Annotated in this window: 18 protein-coding genes and 1 pseudogene; all 19 read right to left on the bottom strand. The window is 54.5% G+C overall.

Translation table 11 applies throughout. The features are described 5' to 3' along the window. Positions 1–11 precede the first annotated feature (11 nt). Positions 12–590: a CDP-diacylglycerol--glycerol-3-phosphate 3-phosphatidyltransferase gene (gene pgsA, locus G548_RS0103835; protein WP_022792827.1), complete on the bottom strand. Its 579-nt coding sequence runs from the start codon at positions 588–590 to the stop codon at positions 12–14. Between the two features lie 154 nt (positions 591–744). Next, the gene (locus G548_RS0103830) at positions 745–1656 is read right to left on the bottom strand and encodes a helix-turn-helix domain-containing protein (RefSeq protein ID WP_022792826.1); all 912 of its coding nucleotides are present in this window, start codon (positions 1654–1656) and stop codon (positions 745–747) included. Between the two features lie 24 nt (positions 1657–1680). Further along, a complete protein-coding gene (locus G548_RS0103825) occupies positions 1681–2454 on the bottom strand; it encodes a DUF3388 domain-containing protein (RefSeq protein WP_022792825.1) in 774 nt (257 codons plus the stop codon). 77 nt (positions 2455–2531) lie between these two features. Beyond that, positions 2532–3257, bottom strand: a complete 726-nt coding sequence (gene ymfI / locus G548_RS0103820; RefSeq protein ID WP_022792824.1) for an elongation factor P 5-aminopentanone reductase — start codon at positions 3255–3257, stop codon at positions 2532–2534. Then, positions 3250–4545 carry an EF-P 5-aminopentanol modification-associated protein YfmH gene (gene yfmH, locus G548_RS17290; RefSeq protein ID WP_022792823.1) on the bottom strand — a complete coding sequence of 432 codons (1296 nt, stop codon included), beginning with the start codon at positions 4543–4545 and terminating at the stop codon, positions 3250–3252. The genes ymfI and yfmH overlap by 8 nt, the downstream gene beginning before the upstream one ends. Then, the gene (gene yfmF, locus G548_RS0103810; protein WP_022792822.1) at positions 4526–5800 is read right to left on the bottom strand and encodes an EF-P 5-aminopentanol modification-associated protein YfmF; all 1275 of its coding nucleotides are present in this window, start codon (positions 5798–5800) and stop codon (positions 4526–4528) included. The genes yfmH and yfmF overlap by 20 nt, the downstream gene beginning before the upstream one ends. Before the next feature lie 11 nt (positions 5801–5811). Then, on the bottom strand, positions 5812–8199 hold the full coding sequence (locus G548_RS17285; RefSeq protein WP_022792821.1) for an FtsK/SpoIIIE family DNA translocase: 2388 nt from the start codon (positions 8197–8199) through the stop codon (positions 5812–5814). Between the two features lie 102 nt (positions 8200–8301). Continuing rightward, the gene (locus G548_RS0103800; protein WP_022792820.1) at positions 8302–9966 is read right to left on the bottom strand and encodes a ribonuclease J; all 1665 of its coding nucleotides are present in this window, start codon (positions 9964–9966) and stop codon (positions 8302–8304) included. Between the two features lie 264 nt (positions 9967–10230). Next, positions 10231–11103 (bottom strand): 4-hydroxy-tetrahydrodipicolinate synthase, encoded by an 873-nt coding sequence (gene dapA, locus G548_RS0103795; protein ID WP_022792819.1) that lies wholly within the window; start codon positions 11101–11103, stop codon positions 10231–10233. Positions 11104–11167: 64 nt separating this feature from the next. Continuing rightward, complete coding sequence (gene dapG, locus G548_RS0103790) at positions 11168–12412, bottom strand: aspartate kinase (protein ID WP_022792818.1); 1245 nt, start codon at positions 12410–12412, stop codon at positions 11168–11170. A 20-nt stretch (positions 12413–12432) separates the two neighbouring features. Then, positions 12433–13479: an aspartate-semialdehyde dehydrogenase gene (asd, locus tag G548_RS0103785; RefSeq protein WP_022792817.1), complete on the bottom strand. Its 1047-nt coding sequence runs from the start codon at positions 13477–13479 to the stop codon at positions 12433–12435. A 98-nt stretch (positions 13480–13577) separates the two neighbouring features. Then, on the bottom strand, positions 13578–14855 hold the full coding sequence (locus G548_RS17280; protein WP_022792816.1) for a M16 family metallopeptidase: 1278 nt from the start codon (positions 14853–14855) through the stop codon (positions 13578–13580). Positions 14856–14939: 84 nt separating this feature from the next. After that, positions 14940–17042 (bottom strand): polyribonucleotide nucleotidyltransferase, encoded by a 2103-nt coding sequence (locus G548_RS0103775; RefSeq protein ID WP_022792815.1) that lies wholly within the window; start codon positions 17040–17042, stop codon positions 14940–14942. Positions 17043–17304: 262 nt separating this feature from the next. Beyond that, complete coding sequence (gene rpsO, locus G548_RS0103770) at positions 17305–17574, bottom strand: 30S ribosomal protein S15 (protein ID WP_022792814.1); 270 nt, start codon at positions 17572–17574, stop codon at positions 17305–17307. Positions 17575–17710: 136 nt separating this feature from the next. Next, positions 17711–18667, bottom strand: coding sequence for a bifunctional riboflavin kinase/FAD synthetase (locus G548_RS0103765; RefSeq protein ID WP_022792813.1), 957 nt, complete (start codon positions 18665–18667; stop codon positions 17711–17713). A gap of 35 nt (positions 18668–18702) precedes the next feature. After that, positions 18703–19605: a tRNA pseudouridine(55) synthase TruB gene (gene truB / locus G548_RS0103760; protein ID WP_022792812.1), complete on the bottom strand. Its 903-nt coding sequence runs from the start codon at positions 19603–19605 to the stop codon at positions 18703–18705. A 100-nt stretch (positions 19606–19705) separates the two neighbouring features. Further along, positions 19706–20056 (bottom strand): 30S ribosome-binding factor RbfA, encoded by a 351-nt coding sequence (rbfA, locus tag G548_RS0103755; protein WP_022792811.1) that lies wholly within the window; start codon positions 20054–20056, stop codon positions 19706–19708. 11 nt (positions 20057–20067) lie between these two features. Further along, entirely contained in the window at positions 20068–20343 is a 276-nt protein-coding gene (locus tag G548_RS0103750; RefSeq protein ID WP_022792810.1) for a DUF503 domain-containing protein, read from the bottom strand. Continuing rightward, positions 20340–22097 (bottom strand): annotated as a pseudogene (gene infB, locus G548_RS17275) (translation initiation factor IF-2); the annotation flags it as partial. The pseudogene infB and the gene G548_RS0103750, both read right to left, overlap by 4 nt. Positions 22098–22228: the final 131 nt, after the last annotated feature.

Here is a 22228-nt window from a genome sequence, read left to right as displayed (position 1 = left end):
TCCGATACAGCTTACATCGTCTTCATAATCACGGCGCGGTTTTTCCAGAAATAATCGACGCCGGATATGATCGTTAAAATAACAGCGATCCACATAAGGACGTCGCCTGCCGGAAAGCCGGCATAGGAAAATGGAAAGTGATGAAGCAAGAGCACCACGATAGCAACCATTTGGAATGTGGTTTTCCATTTCCCGAGTCCGCTTGCCGCAATAACGTTTCCTTCCCCGGCAGCAACCAGCCGGACGCCGGTGACCGCAAATTCGCGGCTTAAAATAATGATTGCCATCCAGGACGCGAGCATGGAAATGTCAATCAGCACAAGCAGCGCCGCCGTAACGAGAAGCTTGTCTGCTAGCGGATCCAGAAACTTGCCGAATGAGGTCACCAGGTTGTACTTTCTTGCGATATAGCCGTCGAGCCAGTCGGATCCGGCCGCGATTGCAAAGATGACCGCGCCGATGAAATGGTGCACCGGTAGATCAGCGTTTCCGACCGGCCAGGTGCCAAACGGAAAAGGCACCAGAACGGCGATCACGAATAGCGGAATCATCAACACACGGGCAATTGTAATTTTATTGGGTAAGTTCATCTGCGTCCTCCTACTTGCAAATCGTGCCATTCCGTCCACATTCCAGTCTTTCATATTGTATCATATATCTTTTTTTCTTATGGAACAAAACGCATAATTTGTTTATGGTAAAGCAAAGCCTTCGTCCTGAAAAATTCAGAAGCGAAGGCCGGGTTTATTCTTCTGGCACTGCTGTAAATGTAATAATCTGGTGCGTGCCATCTGTAGGATAGGAAAATTCCCGCCCGTTGACGGTCAGCTCCATGTTGTTCGTGTTGCCGACGTTGACGGTAATTTCTTCTGCTTCGTACGTTTCTTCAAGCTCGTCGCCGTCGGACTGGCTTGCAAACATATCGAGCATCTCGCCGTCCGCATCCGTTATATCCACATAGGAGTTGCCGCTGAAGCTCATCGTAAGCTCAAATGCTTCTGCCCCGATCACATCATAGGATGCGTTGTCCCCGTCCGAGGACGTTTCCTCGAGCTGTACGTCGGCGTCCGCAGGCTCCTCTTCTGCAGCGCCTTCGTTTTCTTCCCCGCCGGAGCCCCCGTTATTTTCCTGGGAATTTTCTGCGCTCTCCTCTGCAGTTTCTCCCTCTTCTTCCTCCAAAGACCCGGATTCAAACTGGACACCGGTGCCTTCGTCGTTTTGCTGCTGGGTCTGTGTATCGCTGTTTACATTTTGGAACAACAGCCAGATGCCTGCCCCAATGATAAGAAAAAAAATAAGCGCAATAATAAAGGGCAGGAAGGATGTTTTTTTCTGTTTCTGCTGCGGCCGCTTCTGCTGGCTTCTGCTTCGCGTCTGCTTCCTTGACGCCCGTGACGGCATTTCTGCCGGCTGCTGCCTGGGTGCTGGCAGCTCATGGCCGTACTGCCGGAACACGTCTTCGGCGTTCAGGCCGAGCGCTTCGGCGTAGCTGCGGATAAACGCCCGGGCGTAAAACGCCCCCGGCAGCGCCCCGTAGTCGCCGCTTTCAATTGCCTGCAAATACCTTCGTTGAATTTTCGTGCGCTGCTGCATCAGCTCGAGGCTTGCTCCCTGGCGCTCGCGTTCACCGCGAAGGTACGGTCCTAACTCTGCCATAACGGCTCACCTGCCTCTTTCACGTTAACTAATATCAAAGGATGAAAATCCGGAATCCACCGTATCGTACGAGATCACCTGGCTTTCATCATTTCTGAGCTCAATCATGCAGTCAAAATCTTCCGCCGTATACGACGTTTCGCGGATGAAAATATCCGGATGCTCCACAACTTTGACCGCAGGCAGCCGCATGATTTCCTCCACCAGGTCGCGATGCTTCCGGGCCGCGCGCATTGTCGTGACAATACCGTCGATAATGAACACATGGCTGTTCGTCCGTTCATCGTCGCCGAGCTGGGTGCGCATCGTCTGGCGCAGAAGCGTCGATGATACAAACGTCCAGCGCTTATTGGCACATACACTTGCGGCCACCAGGGATTCAGTCTTTCCAACCCGCGGCATCCCCCGGATACCAACGAGATAATGCCGGTCCTTTTTGAACAGCTCGGCCATAAAGTCGACCAGAAGCCCGAGATCCGGACGCACGAACCGGAACGTTTTCCGGTCATCAGCGTCGCGTTCAATGTAGCGGCCGTGGCGGACAGCGAGCCGTTCGCGTAGACCCGGCTGTTTGACCTTCCGCACAGAAATGATCTGTATCGTATCAAGGATGGCGCGCAGCCGCTGGATGCGGTCAAAGCTGTCGCAGCGCAGAAGCAGCCCCCGGCGGTTGCCCTCCACCCCGTTGATGGTCACGATATTGATTGCAAGCATGCCGAGCAGCGAAGAAATGTCCCCGAGCAGGCCGGGGCGGTTTTGATGAATTTCATATTCCACGTACCATTCGTTGCCAGCCATCAGGCGTCCCCCTCTTTGTCTCTACTTCTTTTATTGTACGTCATTTTTTCCCATTTGAACAGGAAATGCCGGGGGTTTCAGGACGGAAATAAACCGTCAACGCGGAGCACTTCCCCGTGCACGTAAGCGCCGTCCAGCGAGCATAAAAATGCGACCGCGCCGGCCACTTCCTCCGGCGTACCGATTCGCCCGAGCGATACGCGCCCGGCGACGTCCTGCCGTTCCTCCTCCGACAAATGGTCAAGCATCGGAGAGGCGACCGCCCCCGGGGCCACGGCATTCACACGCACGCCGGACGGGCCGGTTTCTTTGGCAAGCGACCGGGTGAAGGATTCCATCATCCCTTTGGCCGCTGCATAGGTGGTTTCCATCGTCGCCCCCTCCCGGGCCCAGACGGAGCTTACCAAAACGATTGTCCCGCTCCGGGCGGCCAGCATGTCCGGCAGGAGCGCGCGGCTGATGGCAAGCGCACTCATCGCATTTGTCTGAATAATGGCATTTCGGTGCGCGTAGGTGGTTTCCTGAAACAGTATGTATTCCTCCATGCCTGCAGCATGAATATAGGTATCAATATTTTTAGGCAGCCGGGCGGTAAACGCCTCCTGGCCTGCCTCGGTGGCAAGATCGCCGTAGACTGTTTCTACCTGTTGCCCGTTCTGGCGGCAGCGCTCTGCGGTCTGTTCCGCTTTTTCATTTTCCCTGTAGTAATGAAGCAGAAGCGGGCGGCCGGAGGCAGCAAGCCGTTCGGCTGCTGCTGATCCAATCGCTCCGCTTGCTCCGGTCACCAGCGTCCAGTCAGGCATCTGCTTCAGCCTTCTGGTCGATAATCGATGTCGTTCGGTTGTCGATGCGGAATTCACTCTGCAGCAGCCTGGAAATATCGTCAAACGTCACCTGCTGCATAATCTCCACCGCGTCCATGACCGATGCGCCGTGAAACGCGTAGCGTGTGCCTTCAGTGGCGAGAAATTCGGTGGAATTCAGCTGTTTAACGAGCTGGCCGAGCAGCTTTTTGCGCATCCGCTCAAAGCGCCGTTCGTCCATGCCTTCGGTCTGGGCGTGCTCGATAATCTCAAGAATTCGGGCCTCGGTTTCCTCCGGCTTCGGTGTGTTGCCGCCAAACGCCGCGAGTGAAAACGAACGCTCAATCATTGCCTCGCTCGAGAAGCTGTCGTCGATCAGTCCTTCGGAGTACAGCGTCTCATACGCCTCCGAGCCTTCCCCGAACAGGGTTTCAAGCAGCAGCTCGAGCCGGGCTTCCTGATACAGCAGATTGTCCGTTTCACTGTGCAGCGACAGCTTGTAGCCGAGAAGCACCTTCGGCAGGCGTATGCTCATCCTTTCGACCGCCTTGGAATGAAGTGCCGTCGCCGGCTCCTCCACTTCAATACGCTCGACGTGGTCCATCGGCGTAAATTCCTTTTCCGCCTGGTTGCTGCGCACGAGCTCAAAAATCTCCTGCGGCTCCACAGCTCCGGCTACGTACAAAATCATATTGGACGGGTGATAAAACGTATGATAGCACGTGTACAGATCATCCTTGGTGATCCGGTTAATGGACTCGGCGGTGCCGGCAATGTCAATCCGGGCCGGATGGCGGTGATACAGGTTGCCGAGCAGCTGGAAGAACAGCCGCCAGTCCGCATCATCGTCATACATGCTGATTTCCTGGCCGATAATGCCCTTTTCCTTTTCCACGCTTTCCTCGGTGAAATACGGGTGCTGCACAAAGTCGAGCAGCGTATGCAGATTCACCGCGGTGTCATCGGTGCTTGAAAACAAATACGCCGTACGCGTAAAGGACGTGAACGCATTGGCCGAAGCGCCCTGTTTGCCGAACGTATCGAATACGTCCCCCTCTTCGTCCTCAAACATTTTGTGCTCCAGAAAATGAGCGATGCCGTCCGGCACCTCCACGCTCTGCTGCTGGCCGATCGGAACGAAGGCATTATCGATGGAGCCGTAGTCGGTCGTAAAGGTGGCAAATGTTTTACTGAACCCCTGCTTTGGAAGCACGTACACCCGGAGGCCGTTTGGCATCACCTCCGAATAGACGGTTTCCTGCAGCTGATCATACTGTTGCTTCTGCATCTTTATCCTCCTTTCCGTGTAGGAAAAATACGGTATCAAGTACGATCGAATTTGCGCATGCAAGCACGTCGTCCACGCTCACCTGCTCAATTTCTTCGATCCATGTTTCAATCGGGCGGACGCGGCCGGCCATTTTTCCCTGAAAATGCAGGGCTGCCAGCCCGCCCGGGGCGTCGGTGGTCTCACGGATCTGGTTGATGAGCATTCCCTTCGTCTGGGCCAGCAGTTCGTCGGAGACGGGCTCCTGCTGCAGCGCCTGCAGCTGTTCGCCGATCACTTCTTTCACCTGCTCATACTGCTCTTTTTCAATGCCGGTCATCACCATGACCAGCCCCTTCTGACTTTCGTAGCGGGAAGCGGCGTAATACGCGAGGCTCCGTTTTTCACGAACTTCCTGAAACAGCTTCGAATGCGGAAAGCCTCCGAACAGGCCGTTCGTTACCTGCATCGCGGCAAACTGCGGATCATCCTGCGTAATCGTCGTCCGGTAGCCAAGCTGTAGCTTGCCCTGGTGGATGTCATCGGACTCCTCCACGTAGCGTACACGCGGCGGGCGTTCTGCCCCGTCCTCGACCGGCGGCAGGGGGCTTCGTTCCGGAAACGGGCCTGTGACCGGCTCCACGTCGTACGACTGCACATCGCCGACCACGTAGACGTCAATCGCGTCTTCCGCCAGAAACTGCTCGTACACGTCGTAGAGCTTCTGCTCGTCAAGCGCCTCCATCTGGTGGGCATCACCGAGCGGGTGCACCGAATACGCTTCGGCGCTGCACATTTCCTGCACGAGACGCATGTTGGCGTAGCGGTCCTTCTCGTCGTAAATCGTATTGATTTTCTGCAGCAGCGTCCGCTTTTCCTCTTCGACAATTTTCGGGTTAAACACGCGGTTCTCTGCAAGCGGCGCGTGCACCATTTCCGCTAGAAAGACGGTCGCTTCGGCAAACAGGTCCTCCTGGGCCGGCAGAAACTGTTCGTTTACAAATTCCATGCGAAAGCTCATCACATGGTAATTGCCGCGCTTGCCGACGTCTACGCTGAACGACGCACCGTACAGGTCGTCGAGCTTTTCTTTTATATGGGACTGCGACGGATAGCGCAGGCTCCCTTTTTTCAGCACTCTGGCCAACAGCGCCCGACCCGCGGCGGTATGTTCGGACAGCGGCGCGCGGCACTGCATAATGACAGCCGTTGTTTTAAACTGCTTCGTTTGAAATAAATGCACCGGAATATTCGTGTTCGTTGTCACTGGCTGCATCAAAATCCTCCTCAACTATGGTGCGTATCTTCCTTTTCTTCGACCGGTTCGCTGTTTCCTCCGCGGGTATCACCGAGCACTTCGCGCGGCTTGCTGCCGCCATAGGGCCCGACAATGCCGCGGTCCTCCATTTCATCGATCAGGCGGGCTGCCCGCGTGTAGCCGATGCGAAACCGGCGCTGCAGCATCGATACCGATGCGCTCTGCATCTGCAAAATCATATCCACTGCTTCGTCAAACAGCTCGTCGCTCGGCCGTTCGGCCTGCGCCGGCTGCTCGTCGGGAATCATTTCCTCCTGATACTTGGCTTTCTGCTGGGCAACGACGGCCTCGACCACCTGTTCCACTTCATGGTCGGACACAAACGCCCCCTGGACACGGGTGGACTTGTTGGAGCCGATCGGGGAAAACAGCATATCGCCTTTACCGACCAGCTTTTCCGCTCCGCCGCTGTCAAGAATCGTCCGGGAGTCCGTCTGGCTCGATACGCCAAACGCAATCCGGGACGGAATATTTGCTTTAATGACCCCGGTGATCACGTCCACGGACGGGCGCTGGGTTGCGATGATCATATGAATGCCGGCCGCGCGTGCCATCTGGGCGAGACGCGTAATCGCGTCCTCCACCTCGCTCGAGGCGACCATCATCAGGTCGGCGAGCTCGTCGACGATGACGACGATGTACGGAAGTTCGGGCTGCTTGGCCCCGCCTTTATCGTTCTGCTTCCGGACCCATTCGTTGTAGCCTTCCAGGTTTCTCGTGCCGGTATGCGAAAACAGATCGTAGCGGCGCTCCATTTCGGCCACCACTTTTTTCAGCGCCTGAGCCGCCTTCTTCGGTTCGGTGACGACCGGTGCCATCAGGTGGGGCACGCCGTTGTATACGTTCAGCTCCACCATTTTCGGGTCAATCATCAAAAGCTTTACCTCATGCGGACGTGCGCGCATTAGAATGCTTGTAATAATGCCGTTGATGCAGACACTTTTTCCGCTTCCCGTCGCCCCGGCGACAAGCAGGTGCGGCATTTTATGCAGGGAGGCAAGAATCGGTTCGCCGGAAATGTCCCGGCCGAGCGCGACATTCAGCACGTGTTCGTCTTTTTTATCGAGCGACTCAAGCACCTCCCGGAGCGTCACCATCGCCACCTCCTGGTTCGGCACTTCAATGCCGACGGCGGATTTGCCCGGGATCGGCGCTTCAATCCGGATGTCCCGGGCCGCGAGCGCGAGCGCGATATCATCGGAGAGGTTCACAATTTTGCTGACCTTCACCCCGACGGCCGGCTGGATTTCGTATTTGGTTACCGCCGGCCCTAAATGCACCTCGGAGACGTTCGCTTTCACTCCGAAGCTCTGCAGCGTTTCTTCAAGCTTTTTGGCGTTGGCCGAAATCTGCGACCGCTCCTGCTGCTGGTTCTGATTTTTCGGTGCCGACAGCATCGTAAGCGCCGGCAGCTGGTAATTTTTGTTCTCCGTCTCCCCTTCGGTCACGCTCAGCATATCCGAGCGGTCCACGTCAGGCCCCGCTTCGGCCGGAGCCTCCACTGCTTCCGGTGCAGATGCTTCTTTTTTGCGGGCGGACTCCTCCGGTTTTGGCGTTTCTTTCGCTGCCGGCGGCTCCTGGTACGCCTGCTCGGTAAACGAAAATATTTTCGGCTTTTCTGCGCCTTCCTTCACTTTTTCCGCAGGGACCTCCGGCGTTTCCTTCTGCTTTTGCTTTGGTGCGGCCTTGGCAGGTGCTTCTTTTTCCCGGGCTTCTTTTTGCTTTTTGCGCTCCGCCCGGCGCTGCTTTCCTTTTTCGACCGCCTGCGCTGCTCCCTGTCTGGAGGTACGGGCCACCCATGCCCCGCCTGTCTGCATTGTATGTTGAAAAGACCACTGCATAAGTAAAAACAGCCCTGCCACCATGAGAAGCACGGACACAATATACGCCCCGGCTGTCCCGATCAGAAAATGAACAGCATCGTAGACGAGAGCACCGATCGCCCCGCCTCCGATAGAGGCTGCTCCAGAGCGGTCGAGCCAGCCGTCACGGCCGAACGTTTCCATAAAAACAGAAATCGCCGGATCGTTCATGCCCGAAGCCCAACGCACCTCTGTAAAGAGAAGCACTCCTAGGAAAAGAAGGGCGCCCCCTGTCCACCGCAGCGGAAACTGCTTCACGAAGTTCCGGTTGATCATCCAGACAATGGAAAAAGCAAGTATAAGTAAGTTTAACATCCACCAGAGGTCCCCGGTGAGCCACTGGGACCCGGAGCGAAGCAGCTGCCCGGCCCACCCCCAGCCGCCTAGCGATATAAGGGCAAGCAGCGCAGCCGCAAGCGCCAGCCATGAAAATGCCGGCTGCCTGTTTCTGTTCGACGAGGATCGTTTTTTCTTGCGCTTCGCCGTTTTTGCCATGGTTTGGCTCCTTTCTCCCAAAAAACTCTATTCAATAAAACACCCCCTGCCCGCCAAACTGGCTAATGCAGGGGTGTGTCATGGCAAGCTTTTCGCGTGCTTTTAAATTTCCATAATAATCGGCAGAATCATCGGGCGCCGTTTGGTTTTTTCAAACAGAAAACGGCTCATGGAGTCCCGGATGCTGCTTTTAAGCGTCGACCATTCGCTCACATTTTCGCTGATCGATTTCTCCAGCGTTTCGGAGACTTTTTTATGCGCTTTTTCCATCAGTTCTTCGGATTCGCGCACGTAAACGAAGCCGCGGGAAATAATATCCGGGCCGCTGACGATGGTGCCGGACTTTTTGCTGAGCGTCACCACGACCACGAGGATGCCGTCTTCGGACAGCAGGCGGCGGTCGCGAAGGACAATATTGCCCACGTCGCCGATGCCAAGGCCGTCAATTAAGACGTTGCCGGCCGGTACCTTGCCGGTTTTTACGGCTTTGCCCTTGCTGAATTCCACAACCTCTCCTTTATCAAGCAGAAAGACGTTGTTGGGATCCATACCGGTTTCTTCCGCAAGCTCCCCGTGTACAAACTGCATACGGTACTCGCCGTGCACTGGAATAAAGTACTGCGGCTTCACCAGGTTCAGCATCATTTTGAGCTCCTCCTGACGGGCGTGGCCGGAGGAGTGCACGTTTTCCCCCATAACGACCTCTGCTCCGATCTGGTAGAGAAAGTCGATCGTCTGCGATACTGTTTTTTCATTTCCGGCTACCGGGTTGGCGGCAATAATAACCATGTCGCCTTCTTCAATGGTTAAATTGTCGTCTTCGCCCTTCGCCATATTCATCAGCGCAGAGACTGGCTCGCCCTGGCTGCCCGTGCATAAAATAGCCACTTTCTTCGGATCCATATCCTCGACCTGATCGGTCGTAATGAAGATATCGTCTTCGGCATCCAGGTACCCGAGCCGGCGCGAAATTTCAATCGTTTTTTCCATTGCCTGGCCATTCACGGCAATCCTGCGGCCGCTTTCCTCCGCTGCACGGATCACCTGCTGGATGCGGTGGATGTTAGTCGCAAAGGTGGTAATTACGATGCGCCCTTCGGTTTCCAGAAAAATATCCATAATGCCGTTTCCGGCAATCGCTTCCGACGGACTCACGCCCGGCACTTCTGCGTTAATGCTGTCAGAAAGCAGGCAGAGAACACCCTTTTTGCCGATCTCGGTCAATTTATCAAGGCTTGTGTACTGCCCGTCGACCGGCGTCTGGTCAAATTTGAAATCACCGGTGTGCACAATAATGCCCTCCGGCGTCTGCACGACCATGCCGACCGAATCCGGAATGCTGTGGTTGGTCCGGAAGAAGCTTGTCTTCAGCTGACCGGTCTGGATGACACTGTTGTCATGCACCACCCGGAAATCCGGTTTCTTGCGGAGGCCTTTTTCTTTTACGTACGACTCCACGATGCCAAGCGTAAGCTTAGTGCCGTAGATCGGCACGTGCACCTGGCGGAGAATGTAGGTTAAGGCTCCGATATGGTCTTCGTGTCCGTGGGTCAAAAAGATCCCGCGGAGCTTTTCTTTGTTCTGGGTTAAGTATGAAATATCCGGAATAACAATATCGATTCCGAGCATGTCATCTTCTGGAAACATTAGTCCTGCGTCTATGACAATCATGTCCTGTTCTGATTCTATAACGTACATATTTTTTCCGATTTCCCCGATACCGCCAAGGGAAAAAACACGAACGTTACCATTCGCTTGTGTGGCCAAAGTATATTTCCTCCTAAATTAAAAATGAATTATTGCTGACGTCGATTTACGGCCCCAAAAAGAAACATTTTTCCCTTTGAGTGAATGGTTTCCGCACAAATCACTTATACTCAGTATAACCCAGGCGGTTTTTGAAATACAAGGGAAACTATTGTGCCCAAATATTTTGAACAGCCTAGCGCCGGCGCTTTCTCCTTCCTTCTTCTATGTATATAAAATTAGACACCGGCAGCAGGGCTGTCGGTGTCTGGATAAAATTAACCATCAGGAAGCGGCGGTAAACCACTGCTCAAGCTGGCGGATTTCAGCATCCGTCAGCGGCACGAGCGGCAGCCGGGTGTAGCGGCCGGTAATGCCCATCTGTTCAAGCATCGCCTTGACCGGGGACGGATTCGGCGCCATAAAGCAGGCCCTCATCTTCGGAAGGAGCGTCCGGTGCGCTTCTGCCGCCCGCTGCACATGTCCGGAAAAGAAATCTGTCATCATCTGCTGCAGATCCTCCCCGGCGATGTGCGCCGCCACAGATACCACGCCGTGGCCTCCGACCGAAAGCGTCGGGAGCGTCAGCGAATCATCACCGCTGAACAGCTGGAAATCCTTCGGCGCGGAAGACAGAAAGTGCGAAATCTGATCAAGGTTTCCGCACGCCTCTTTCACCGACGTAATGTTGGAAATCTCCGCAAGTCTAAGCAGCGTTTCCGGCAGCAGATTGACAATGCAGCGTCCTGGAATATTATAAATCATCAGGGGCAGCGTCGTCGCTGCGGCAATCCGTTGAAAATGCTGATACATGCCTTCCTGGTTCGGCTTGTTGTAGTACGGAGTCACCGCCATCAGGCCGTCAATTCCGATCTTTGTCGCTTCGTTCGCCAGGTCGGCGGAGTACGCCGTGTTGTTCGTACCGACGCCGCCGATCACATCCATCCGGCTGCCGGCAATGTCTTTTACCCGGCGGAACAGCTGCAGCTTCTCTTCACTGCTGAGCGTAGGGGATTCTCCGGTGGTGCCGGCTACCACAACGCCGTCGCTTTTTGTCGCAATCAAATGCTCGGTCAGCTGCTCGACTTGCTCCCAGTGAATGTCGCCATTTTCATGAAAAGGTGTAACCATTGCTGTAAGTAACTGTCCAAAAGCCATAGGTCGGCTCCTTTCTCTCATCTGCAGGGGATTGGTGCGGGTCGTGATGAGCCTCTGCAGCTTACTAGGAAACAGATGGGGGACGTACGCCGGCACGTCCGAGATCAAATACGCGGTGAAGGGCAGAGACAGCTTTATCTGTATCCTGTTCATGCACAAGTGCCCAGATGGTCGTATGCGAGTCCGCCGACTGCAAAATCGGCACCCCGGCTTCTGACAGCGCGGTAACAATTTTAGAGGCAACACCCGGAACGCCGGTCATGCCGGCGCCGACGACGCTGACTTTGGCACAGTGCGGCACCGCCGAAATGCGCCAGCCGTCTTCCTCCAGGGCATCTACCGCTGCTTTTGCGTGCGGGTCCGGCACCGTGAACACGGCGCTTTCTGGCCCGATATTAATAAAGTCCACGCTCAGGCCGAGACTTTCCATCCGCTGAAACACGCGCGCATGCATGTTTTCGGTTTGCTCCGGATCCGCCGCGACGCTGATCTGGGTGAGCGACGGAATGTGGGCGATGCCGGTAATCAGGCGTTCGGCCACCTCGCGGCCCGGCGCGCCTCCGAGCATGGACGTAATCAGCGTGCCCGGCTCTTTGGTCGATGTCGACCGGATACGGATGGGAACTTTGCCCTGCATCGCAATTTCAACCGCCCGGGGGTGAATAACCTTCGCCCCCTGGTACGCCATGTTGCAGATCTCCTGATAGGTGACGGTGGAAAGCAGCCTCGCATCTTCCACCACGCGGGGGTCTGCCGTCATCATGCCTTCAACGTCGGTAAAAATGTCCACCCATTCCGCTTTTAAGGCCGTACCGAGCGCAGTCGCCGACGTATCGCTGCCGCCGCGTCCGAGCGTGGTAACCATTCCGTCCTCGCTCACGCCCTGAAAGCCGGTAACGACAACAGCGTCGTGAGTGGCAAGCAGCTCTTCCACTTTTTCCGTGCGCATATCAATGATTTTGGCATTGCCGTGATTGCTGTCGGTAATAAACCCGGCCTGCGCTCCGTTTAAGGCAGCCGCCTTCAGCTGCTTCGAGCGCAGAAGCTCCGTAAATACTACAGCGGATATGGTTTCGCCGCACGATACCAGCAGGTCGCGTTCGGCTCCGCCCTCTCCCGGCTTGCTTTCATCAATCAGGCCGAGAAGGGTATCGGTGGCGTAGGGATCGCCGCTTCGGCCCATGGCAGAAACGACGACCACCACCTTATAGCCTTCACGCACCGCGTCTTCGATATGGCCGGCGGCCTGCTCGCGCAGCTCCTTCGTTTTTACAGACGTACCGCCAAATTTTTGAACGATTATATTCATCGGTCCGGCTCCCTCACAGGTTATTTGATCAGATTAAGGCGGATCAGGCTTTCGGCAATCTGTACCGAGTTATAGGCGGCACCTTTCAGGAGATTATCCGATACGACCCAGAAATGATACGCGTTTTCGCGGTCAAGGTCGCGGCGGATACGGCCGACAAACACATCCGGCAGGCCGACGCTGTTTACAGCCATCGGGTACACCTGATTGTCCGGATCGTCCTGGAGGGTGATGCCTTCGCCTTCGGACAGAGTCTGCTGCAGCTCTTTGACATCCGGATTTCCGGTTTCTGTTTCAATATAGACCGACTCCGAGTGACCCGTGGCAACTGGAAGACGTACGCACGTAGCCGCCACCGGAAGATCATCCATATGAAGAATTTTTTTCGTTTCATTGATCATTTTCATTTCTTCAAACGTATAGCCGTTGTCCTGGAATTTGTCGATCTGCGGAATCGCGTTAAAAGCGATCTGGTAGTGCTTTTTATCGCCGCTGACCGGCATAAGGTTTGCTTCTGCTTCTTCACCATTCAGCACTGCCGTCGACTGGGTGTTCATTTCATCGACCGCGTCAAGCCCGGCACCGGATACGGCCTGATACGTGGAGACGATCACTTTTTTCAGCCCGTATTTCTGGCGGATCGGCTCAAGCGCCACCGCCATCTGGATCGTCGAGCAGTTCGGGTTGGCGATAATGCCATTGTGGTTGTGCAGGTCTTCTTCATTCACTTCCGGCACAACTAGCGGCGTGTCCGGGTCCATCCGGTAGGCGCTCGTGTTGTCGACGACAATCGCACCCCGTTTAACCGCTTCCGGGGCGAGCGCTTTGGATATGGATCCGCCGGCGGAAAACAGGGCGATCTGCACGCCTTCAAACGATTCCGGTGTTGCTTCCTCAATCGTATATTCCTGGCCCTTGAACGTCATTTTTTTACCGGCGGAGCGGCTCGAGGATAAAAGCTTCAGCTCTCCAACGGGGAAATTTTTATTTTCTAAAGTTTTCAGCATCTGCTGGCCAACAGCGCCGGTTGCGCCTACGACCGCTACAGTATATGTTTCGTTAGACATATTCATTCTCCCTTTCTGGTTCATTCATTTCACATTTATTAAAACAAACTTTGCTTTATTTTACCACACTTGTCAGCACTGAAAAGGTCAATTCTGGCTTATTCTTCGATGCTTACGCTGAAATTGGAGCTGTTTCTCTTCAATAGCTCCGGCACAGGGCCGTTTGGCTGAATGAGCGAGGCGCTCGGCGGCGTCTGCATCATCGCAATTCCCCGCTCCTCGACGTGGCCGAGCTCCACACTGCTGAGCCTGTCGAGGGTTTCATCGATGCCCGGGTGCCGCCCGAACAGCATTTCGTTTCTAGCGTTCCGGGCCATACGGGCCGCTGACGACTCCAGCCCCAGCACAAAAGCGGATTTCAGCTGCGACCGGTGGTTTTCAATCTCGGCTTCTTTGATATTTCCAGCGGATAAACGTTCAAACAGCCCATCGATGGTCTCGAGCAGCTCCTCGACCCGCTCCGGCGCCGCTGCGCTGTAAATTGTATGAAAGCCAGTACGTTCAAAGGCTTCAAACGAAGAAAAAATGGAATACGCCAGGCCCCGGTCCTCCCGGATTTCCTGAAAAAGGCGGCTGCTCATCGAACCGCCGAGCAGGTTATTCCAGAGCACTTCGGCAAAATAATGCTCATGAAAGCGCGAAACGCCCGGGAAGCCGAGACACAGGTGGGCCTGTTCGGTTTCCCGGTGTTTCACTTCTCTACCCGGCACGAACACGGCTAGCTCCTCCCGGTTCACTGCCCGGCGCCCGTCTCCCCAGCCGGCAAACAAACGTTCAAGACAGGCAAGCAGCTCCCCGCTTACATTCCCGGCAGCCGAGATCACAAGCCGCTCCGGCGTGTAATGATCATGGAAAAAATCGAGCAGACGCTCCCGTGTTATCTCCCCGAGCACCGCCTTCGTGCCGAGAATCGGGCGGGCCAGCGGATGGCTGCCGTAGGAAGCCTGCCAGAGCATATCATGAATGATGTCATCCGGCGTATCCTCCACCATGCTGATTTCCTCTAAAATCACATTACGTTCCTTTTCCACATCCTCCGGGTCAAAGCGGGAATGAAAGAACATATCGGCAAACACTTCAGCCGTCTGTTGTGCGTGTTCGTCAAGCACGGTGGCCTGCAGGCAGGTGGTGTCCTTCGCCGTAAAAGCTTCCATTTCCCCGCCGATACGGTCAAAATAGCCGGCAATGTCGGCTGCACTCCGTGTGGAGGTGCCTTTAAAAAGCATATGCTCAATAAAATGAGCCATTCCGTTTTCATCTGCCCTCTCCTGTCTCGAGCCTGCGTCTATCCACAGGCCGAGCGACACCGAGCGCACGTGCGGAATCTGCTCTGAGACCAGCCGTACACCGTTTGGAAGATATTTCGTTTCCGCCATCTGCTTGGTCCTCCTTCTTTGTTCTCTCTCTTTTTATAAAAAAAAGGACCTGGAAACCCAAGTCCCTGCTGATCTATAGCTGGATTACTGAGAAGAAGTGTCGGAGCTTTCTTTTGCAAGCAACGCTTTTCTCGACAGGTTAATCCGTCCCTGATTGTCTATTTCTGTTACTTTGACCATGACTTCGTCTCCGATAGAGACGACGTCTTCCACTTTGTTTACACGCTCGTGATTCAGCTGGGAAATGTGGACAAGGCCTTCTTTTCCTTTAAACAGCTCCACGAAGGCGCCAAACTTCTCGACGCGTTTGACCTTTCCTAAATACGTCTCGCCCGGCTCCACTTCACGAATTAAATCTTCAATGATTTTTTTCGCTTCCTCGTTTTTGTCCTGCTCGGTCGAGGAAATAAAGACTGTGCCGTCCTGCTCGATATCAATTTTCACTCCGGTATCCTCAATAATCTGATTGATCGTTTTCCCGCTCGGGCCGATCACATCACGGATTTTATCCGGCTTGATGTGCATGGACATAATTTTTGGTGCGTACGGGGAAAGCTCACCGCGCGTCTCGCTGATCGTAGCGAGCATGTTTTCGAGTACCTTCATGCGTGCAACCTTTGCCCGTTTGAGAGCAAATTCGAGCACTTCGCGGTCGATACCCGCCAGTTTAATGTCCATCTGAAGCGCTGTGACCCCGTCTGCCGTCCCGGCTACTTTGAAGTCCATGTCGCCGAGGGCGTCTTCCATGCCCTGAATGTCAGTTAACACGGCCAGATCGTCGCCTTCTTTTACAAGGCCCATGGCGATGCCGGCAACCGGTGATTTGATCGGAACACCGGCGTCCATCATGGCAAGCGTGCTCGCGCAGATGCTCGCCTGCGAGGTCGAGCCGTTGGATTCAAGCACTTCGGAAACCAGGCGGATCGTGTACGGGAATTCCTCCTCGGATGGGACGACCTTTTCCAGGGCGCGTTCGCCGAGAGCGCCGTGGCCGATTTCCCGCCGGCCCGGTCCGCGGATCGGGCCGGTTTCCCCGACACTGAAGTTCGGGAAGTTATAGTGGTGCAAAAACCGCTTCGATGTTTCGGTGCCGAGGCCGTCGATGATCTGTACCTCTCCGAGAGCGCCGAGCGTACAGATGCTGAGCGCCTGCGTCTGGCCGCGGGTGAACAGACCGGAGCCGTGCGTGCGCGGCAGAATGTCCACCTCGGACGTCAGCTGGCGGATGTCGTCCGGCCCGCGTCCGTCCGGGCGGATGTGCTCTTCCGTGATCAGGCGGCGGAATTCCGCTTTGACGAGTTTTTCAAAGATATCTTTTACTTCGCTCTGCTGCTCTTCTTCTTCATACGGCTCGGAGATCTGTGTTTTCAGTTCCTGGATGGCCACGTCGCGTTCTTTTTTATCGTTGACCATTACCGCTTCTTTCACGGAGTCCTGGAACTGGCTGCGGATCGTCTCTTCGAGGTCTTTATCCGTCTGGGACAGTTGTACTTCCATTTTCTCCTGGCCAAGCTCACTGATGATTCCTTCCTGGAATTCCACCAGGCGCTTGATTTCTTCGTGGCCGAACATAATGCCTTCCAGCATCGTTTCCTCCGGCACTTCGTCCGCTCCGGCCTCCACCATGTTGATGGCGTCTTTAGTGCCGGCAACCGTCAGTTCAATGTCGCTTCTCGCTGCTTCGGATTCCGAAGGATTGACAACAAATTCGCCGTCGACCCGTCCGATAACCGCACCCGAAACCGGGCCGTAAAACGGAATGTCCGACAGGGAGAGAGCAAGCGACGAGCCGACCATGGCCGCAATTTCCGGAGAAGCGGACTGATCCACACTCATCACCATGTTAATGACCTGCACGTCGTTACGGAAGCCGTCCGGGAAAAGCGGGCGGATCGGCCGGTCAATCAGACGGCTCGTTAAAACCGCCGTTTCGCTCGGGCGTCCTTCGCGCTTAATAAAGCCGCCGGGAATTTTCCCTGCCGCATACAGCCGCTCTTCATAATTTACCGTAAGCGGGAAGAACGGAAGATCCTTTGGTTCCTTTGAAGCTGTCACGGTGGAGAGCACTACGGTGTCTCCGTAGCGGATCATGACCGCTCCGTTTGCCTGTTTTGCGATGTGGCCTGTTTCGACGGTCAGCGTCTGCCCCGCCCATTCAATTGAGTAGGTTTTCTTTTCTTGTTCCAAATTTCAGGACCTCCTATACGTTTTTTCACGTATACGTCTGCCTGTCCGGGTATAAATGTTCCATCCCGCCGGCACTGCCTGCTGGCGGCAGGAACCCCTTTCGTGCGCACAAGCTTAGCGCGGAAGCGCCGCTGCTTACGCGCTAAGCTTGTGAGATGTGCGTAAGGGATCATTTCATACCGCACAGCCGCATACGTTATGCACATGGTTGTTTTTAGGTAAGAGAAAAAGCGGGAGATACCTCCCGCTTCCCAAGTAATTCTTAACGGCGCAAGCCGAGTTTATTAATGATGTCGCGGTAACGCGTGATATCCTGATTACGAACGTACGTTAACAGGTTACGGCGCTTACCAACCATTTTTAAAAGCCCGCGGCGGGAATGGTGGTCCTTTTTATGCTCACGCAGGTGTTCGTTCAACGAAACGATCTGCTCCGTTAAAATAGCGATCTGCACTTCCGGGGAACCGGTGTCGCCTTCATGTGTTTTGTACTCTTCGATCAACTCTGATTTACGCTCTGGTGTTAAAGCCATTCAGTCGACCTCCTTTTGTTATTTTGTTTCAACCATTTCCTCGCAAGCCGCAGGAGGCGCGTGCAAGCCAAGAAGTGGTTTCCATACATCAACCATCTTACCTTTTGCACAGGAAAAACGCAAGGGAAAACAGGTTTTAGTCCCTGATTTCCTGCTCGAGCACCTGCTCGGCAGACCGCTTGTCCTCATGCAGCTGGGAAACAAGCGCATCGAGGGAAGGAAATTTCACTTCCCCGCGCAGCCGGTCCCGCCACTCAATCCGGACGGTCTTACCATAAATGTCTCCGCTGAAATCAAATAGATGAACTTCGATTTCCGGCGGGCCGTCCCGTTCGTCGTGAAACGTCGGCTTGTAGCCGATATTGCACATCCCGCGGTGCCAGTGGCCATCGATCAGCGCACGCACGGCGTACACGCCGTCGTTTGGAAGCAGGTACGGCTCTTCAGACTGAATGTTGGCCGTCGGAAAGCCGATCGTCCGTCCGCGCTTCTCTCCTTCAACGACAGTGCCTTCAAAGGTGTACCAGCGTCCGAGCAGGCGGGCGGCTTTGGCCATTTCCCCCTCCTCCACCATCCGGCGGATCCAGGTGGAGCTCACCTTCTCCCCGCCTTCGGTATACGGGGAGACCGTGGAAAATGTAAAGGCGTCCCTTGAATGATACGGGAGCGTCTCCATCGTGCCGCGCCCGAATTTCCCGTAAGAAAAATCAAACCCGGCCACCGCGTGCTTTACGCCTAGATCAATAATGTAGGCATCCACAAAAGCCTGAGGGTCCAGAGACGCAAATTCCTGGTCAAACCGCACAATGTACAGTTCTTCCACCCCGAGTGATTCGAGCACGCGCTGCTTTTCCTGCAGCGGGGTTAAATAAAACATATCTTCTTCCGTCTGCTTCGAGAGTACCACCTTCGGATGCGGATGGAAGGTCATAACAGCGAGCGGCAGTTTCATGTCCTCTGCTGTCTGCCGGGCCTTTTCAATCACTTCGGCGTGGCCGCGGTGGACCCCGTCAAAGTAGCCCAGCGCCATCACTTTCGGCTTTGAGAGCGACGCTGTTAACGTATGCGGATGTACAAGATGATGAACTTCCATTATTTTCACCTGCCGATATTCTTTCATTCACGCTATCAAAGAAGCATTGTTTTTGGTTTAAAAATGCCGGGCTTATCCGGATGCGCCGTATATACGGCGAGCGGCTTTCCGCTCTCTGCCTTTACTGCCATCGTCTGCTCCTGAAACCATTCCGCCGGCAGCACGCGCCCGTGACTGATCTGCTCTGCTGTTTTCTCCGACACTGTGATGGCCGGAAGGTGAGCCACCGCCCAGTCCACCGGGTACACGGCGTCTGCGAGACGGTCTTTGGCAAGCAGGGATTCGAGCTCCTCCCATGTGGAGCTGTTCCCGGGCCCAAACCCGCCGGACGCCGTCCGGACGAGCTGCTGCAGGTGTGCTGGATAACCGAGCTTTTCCCCGGCGTCAACGGCCAGGGTGCGCACGTAGGTTCCTTTGCTGCAGCTCACATGCACTTTAAAGGAAAATTCTCCGCCCTGCGGAGCCTCGTCCATTTCAAGCAGCCGGAAATCATAAATGTGGGCTTCGCGCACGGGGCGCTCGACCTCTATGCCTTCCCGGGCGTACTCATACAGCTTGCGCCCCCGGACTTTGACGGCTGAATACATGGGCGGCACCTGGGTCACCGTCCCGGTCAGCGCTTTAAGCGCTTCTTCGATGCTCTGCTTTGCCGGAGCTTTTTCCACCGGAAGGGCCGTCACTGTTTCCCCGTCGGCGTCTTCGGTCGTCGTAGTTTTCCCGAGAGTGATGATTCCTTCATACGCTTTTGGGGCTTCGTGCAGGTAATCCACCGCTTTAGTGGCTTTTCCGACACAAAGCGGGAGCACTCCGGTCACCGACGGATCAAGCGTGCCGGAATGGCCGACTTTTTTTGTTTTCAGCAGCCGGCGTGCACGCACTACACAATCATGGGACGTGACCCCAGCTTCTTTCCACAAAGGAATGATTCCATCAATCATAGGGCTGTTTCGCTCACTTCCGTTTCAGAATTCATATACATAGGAAAAGCTGTTTCAAAGTCAGCAACAGCTTTTCCAACTTTAAAACAGCTTCTTTCTTCTACTTCTCCCGCTCATTTAAATCGCGCAGAAGTGATTCAATGCGGTTGCCGTATTCGATCGATTCATCGAAGGAAAAAAAGATTTCCGGCGTTTTACGAAGCTGGATTCGTTTTCCGATTTCACTGCGGATGAACCCCCGGGCTTTTTCGAGGCCCTGGAACGCTTCCTCTTTGTCTTTTTCTTCTCCGAGAACCGTTATAAAAATCGTTGCCTGCTGCAGATCACCGGTCACCTCTACATCAGTCACCGTCACAAACTGCACCCGCGGATCTTTGATTCCGCGCGCAAAAATATCCGACACTTCTTTTTTAATCTGCTCTCCTACACGCTGAGCACGTATATTAGCCATTACTGTTCCTCCTATAACCATTCATAGTGTACGGAGGTTATTTCCCATTCCGTATAACTTTCAATCATATGAATGGCACGCTGCAGCTCTTTTTCTGCCCCGGCCTTTTCGTTATGCACGGTGACAATCGAAAGAGCTGCCCGCTGCCAAAGCTCCTGGTAATCCGTTTCCGCCACGGAGAGATTGCGCTGCTTCAGCTTTGTTTTCACGCTCTGAAGCACCGCCCGTTTCTGCTTTAAGTGACTCGCTTCATAAAGCATGCACTCTACATGGACCACGCCGATCATGTGCGTTTAACTTCCTCCATGATATACGGCTCCATAATGTCGCCTTCTTTAAGGTCATTAAAGTTTTCGAGGGTCACCCCGCACTCATAGCCGGCTGCAACTTCCTTCGCGTCGTCTTTATAACGCTTCAGGTCCTTAATGCCGCCGTCGAAAATCACGACACCGTCGCGCACGACGCGGACTTTGGAGTCCCGGGTGATTTTTCCTTCGAGCACATAGCTTCCGGCAATTGTACCAACGCGGGAGACTTTAAACAGCTGACGCACTTCCACCTGTCCGAGCACGCGCTCTTCGTAGATTGGGTCGAGCATGCCTTTCATGGCTGTTTCAATTTCTTCAATCGCATTGTAGATAACCTGGTGGAGACGAAGATCCACATTTTCTGCATCGGCCGTACGCTTGGCGTTTACGTCCGGACGGACATTAAAGCCGATAATGATGGCGTTGGAGGCCGAAGCAAGGATAACGTCTGATTCTGCAATTGCGCCGGCGCCGGCGTGTACGATATTGATTTTGCAGCCTTCTACTTCTATTTTTTCAAGCGATCCGCGAAGCGCTTCGACCGAGCCCTGAACGTCCGCTTTCACGATCACATTGATTTCTTTCATGTCGTTTTCCTGAATCTGGCTGAACAGATCATCAAGGTTGATCTTCGAGGTTTGGGCGCGCTCTGCGTCCTTTGCCCGGCTTTTACGCGCATCGGCAATCTGGCGGGCTTTTTTCTCTTCTTCAAAGACAACAAACGGATCGCCTGCCTGCGGCACATCGTTCAGACCGATAATTTCCACTGGCTTGGATGGTCCAGCGCTTTTCACCTGGCGGCCAAGATCATCCACCATTGCCCGGATCCGGCCAAAGGCGTTGCCGACTACAATCGGCTCGCCAACATGCAGCGTACCGTTTTGAACGAGCAGAGTCGCAACCGGGCCGCGCCCTTTATCAAGCTCTGCCTCTACGACGCTTCCGCGAGCCCGCTTGTCCGGATTCGCTTTAAAGTCTTCTACTTCAGCAACGAGCAGAATCATTTCGAGCAGTTCATCAATGCCTTCCCCGTTAATCGCAGAAAGATTTACAAAGATCGTCTCCCCGCCGTACGCTTCCGGCACTAACTGAAATTCCATCAGCTCCTGCATCACCCGGTCCGGGTTTGCGCCTTCCTTGTCCATTTTGTTTACCGCGACAATAATTGGCACTTCGGCCGCCTTGGCGTGGTTGATGGCTTCTCTTGTCTGCGGCATGACACCGTCGTCAGCCGCAACAACCAGAACCGTAATATCGGTGACTTCGGCACCGCGCGCACGCATAGTCGTAAACGCTGCGTGTCCGGGCGTATCGAGGAAGGTAATCAGCTTGTTGTTTTCTTCCACCTGATAGGCGCCGATGTGCTGGGTAATACCGCCGGCCTCCCCGGAGGTTACCTTCGTATGGCGGATAGAGTCGAGAAGCGTCGTTTTTCCGTGGTCGACGTGTCCCATAATCGTTACTACCGGCGGGCGATCCTGCAGCTTTGCAGGATCGTCCTGCTCGACATAGTTATCAATATCAAGTTCATCCACCACTTCTTCCTGCTCCACCGCTACGCCGTAATCCGTGGCGATCAGTTCAATGGTTTCTGCCTCGAGCGTTTCGTTGATGGTCGCCATTACGCCGAGATTCATTAATTTTTTAATGATTTCAGAGCTTTCCTTATTCAGCTTTTCTGCCAGTTCCCCGACGGAAAGACTGCCGGCAAACGTGATTTTTTCCGGTGTGGCCTGCTGCTCTTTACGGCCGCCGCCCGGGCGTTTCTGGGTGGTCTTTTTCTTGCTCGGACCTCTGTTTCCCTGGGTATTTCTTGTTTTATTGCTTCTCACTTTACTCATAGTGACATCACTTTCCTTCCAAA

The sequence above is a fragment of the Marinococcus halotolerans DSM 16375 genome (assembly GCF_000420725.1).
Taxonomy (GTDB): domain Bacteria; phylum Bacillota; class Bacilli; order Bacillales; family Marinococcaceae; genus Marinococcus; species Marinococcus halotolerans.
The sequence above is the reverse complement of the archived record's forward strand: the minus strand, read 5'-3'. Positions and strand labels throughout refer to the sequence as shown.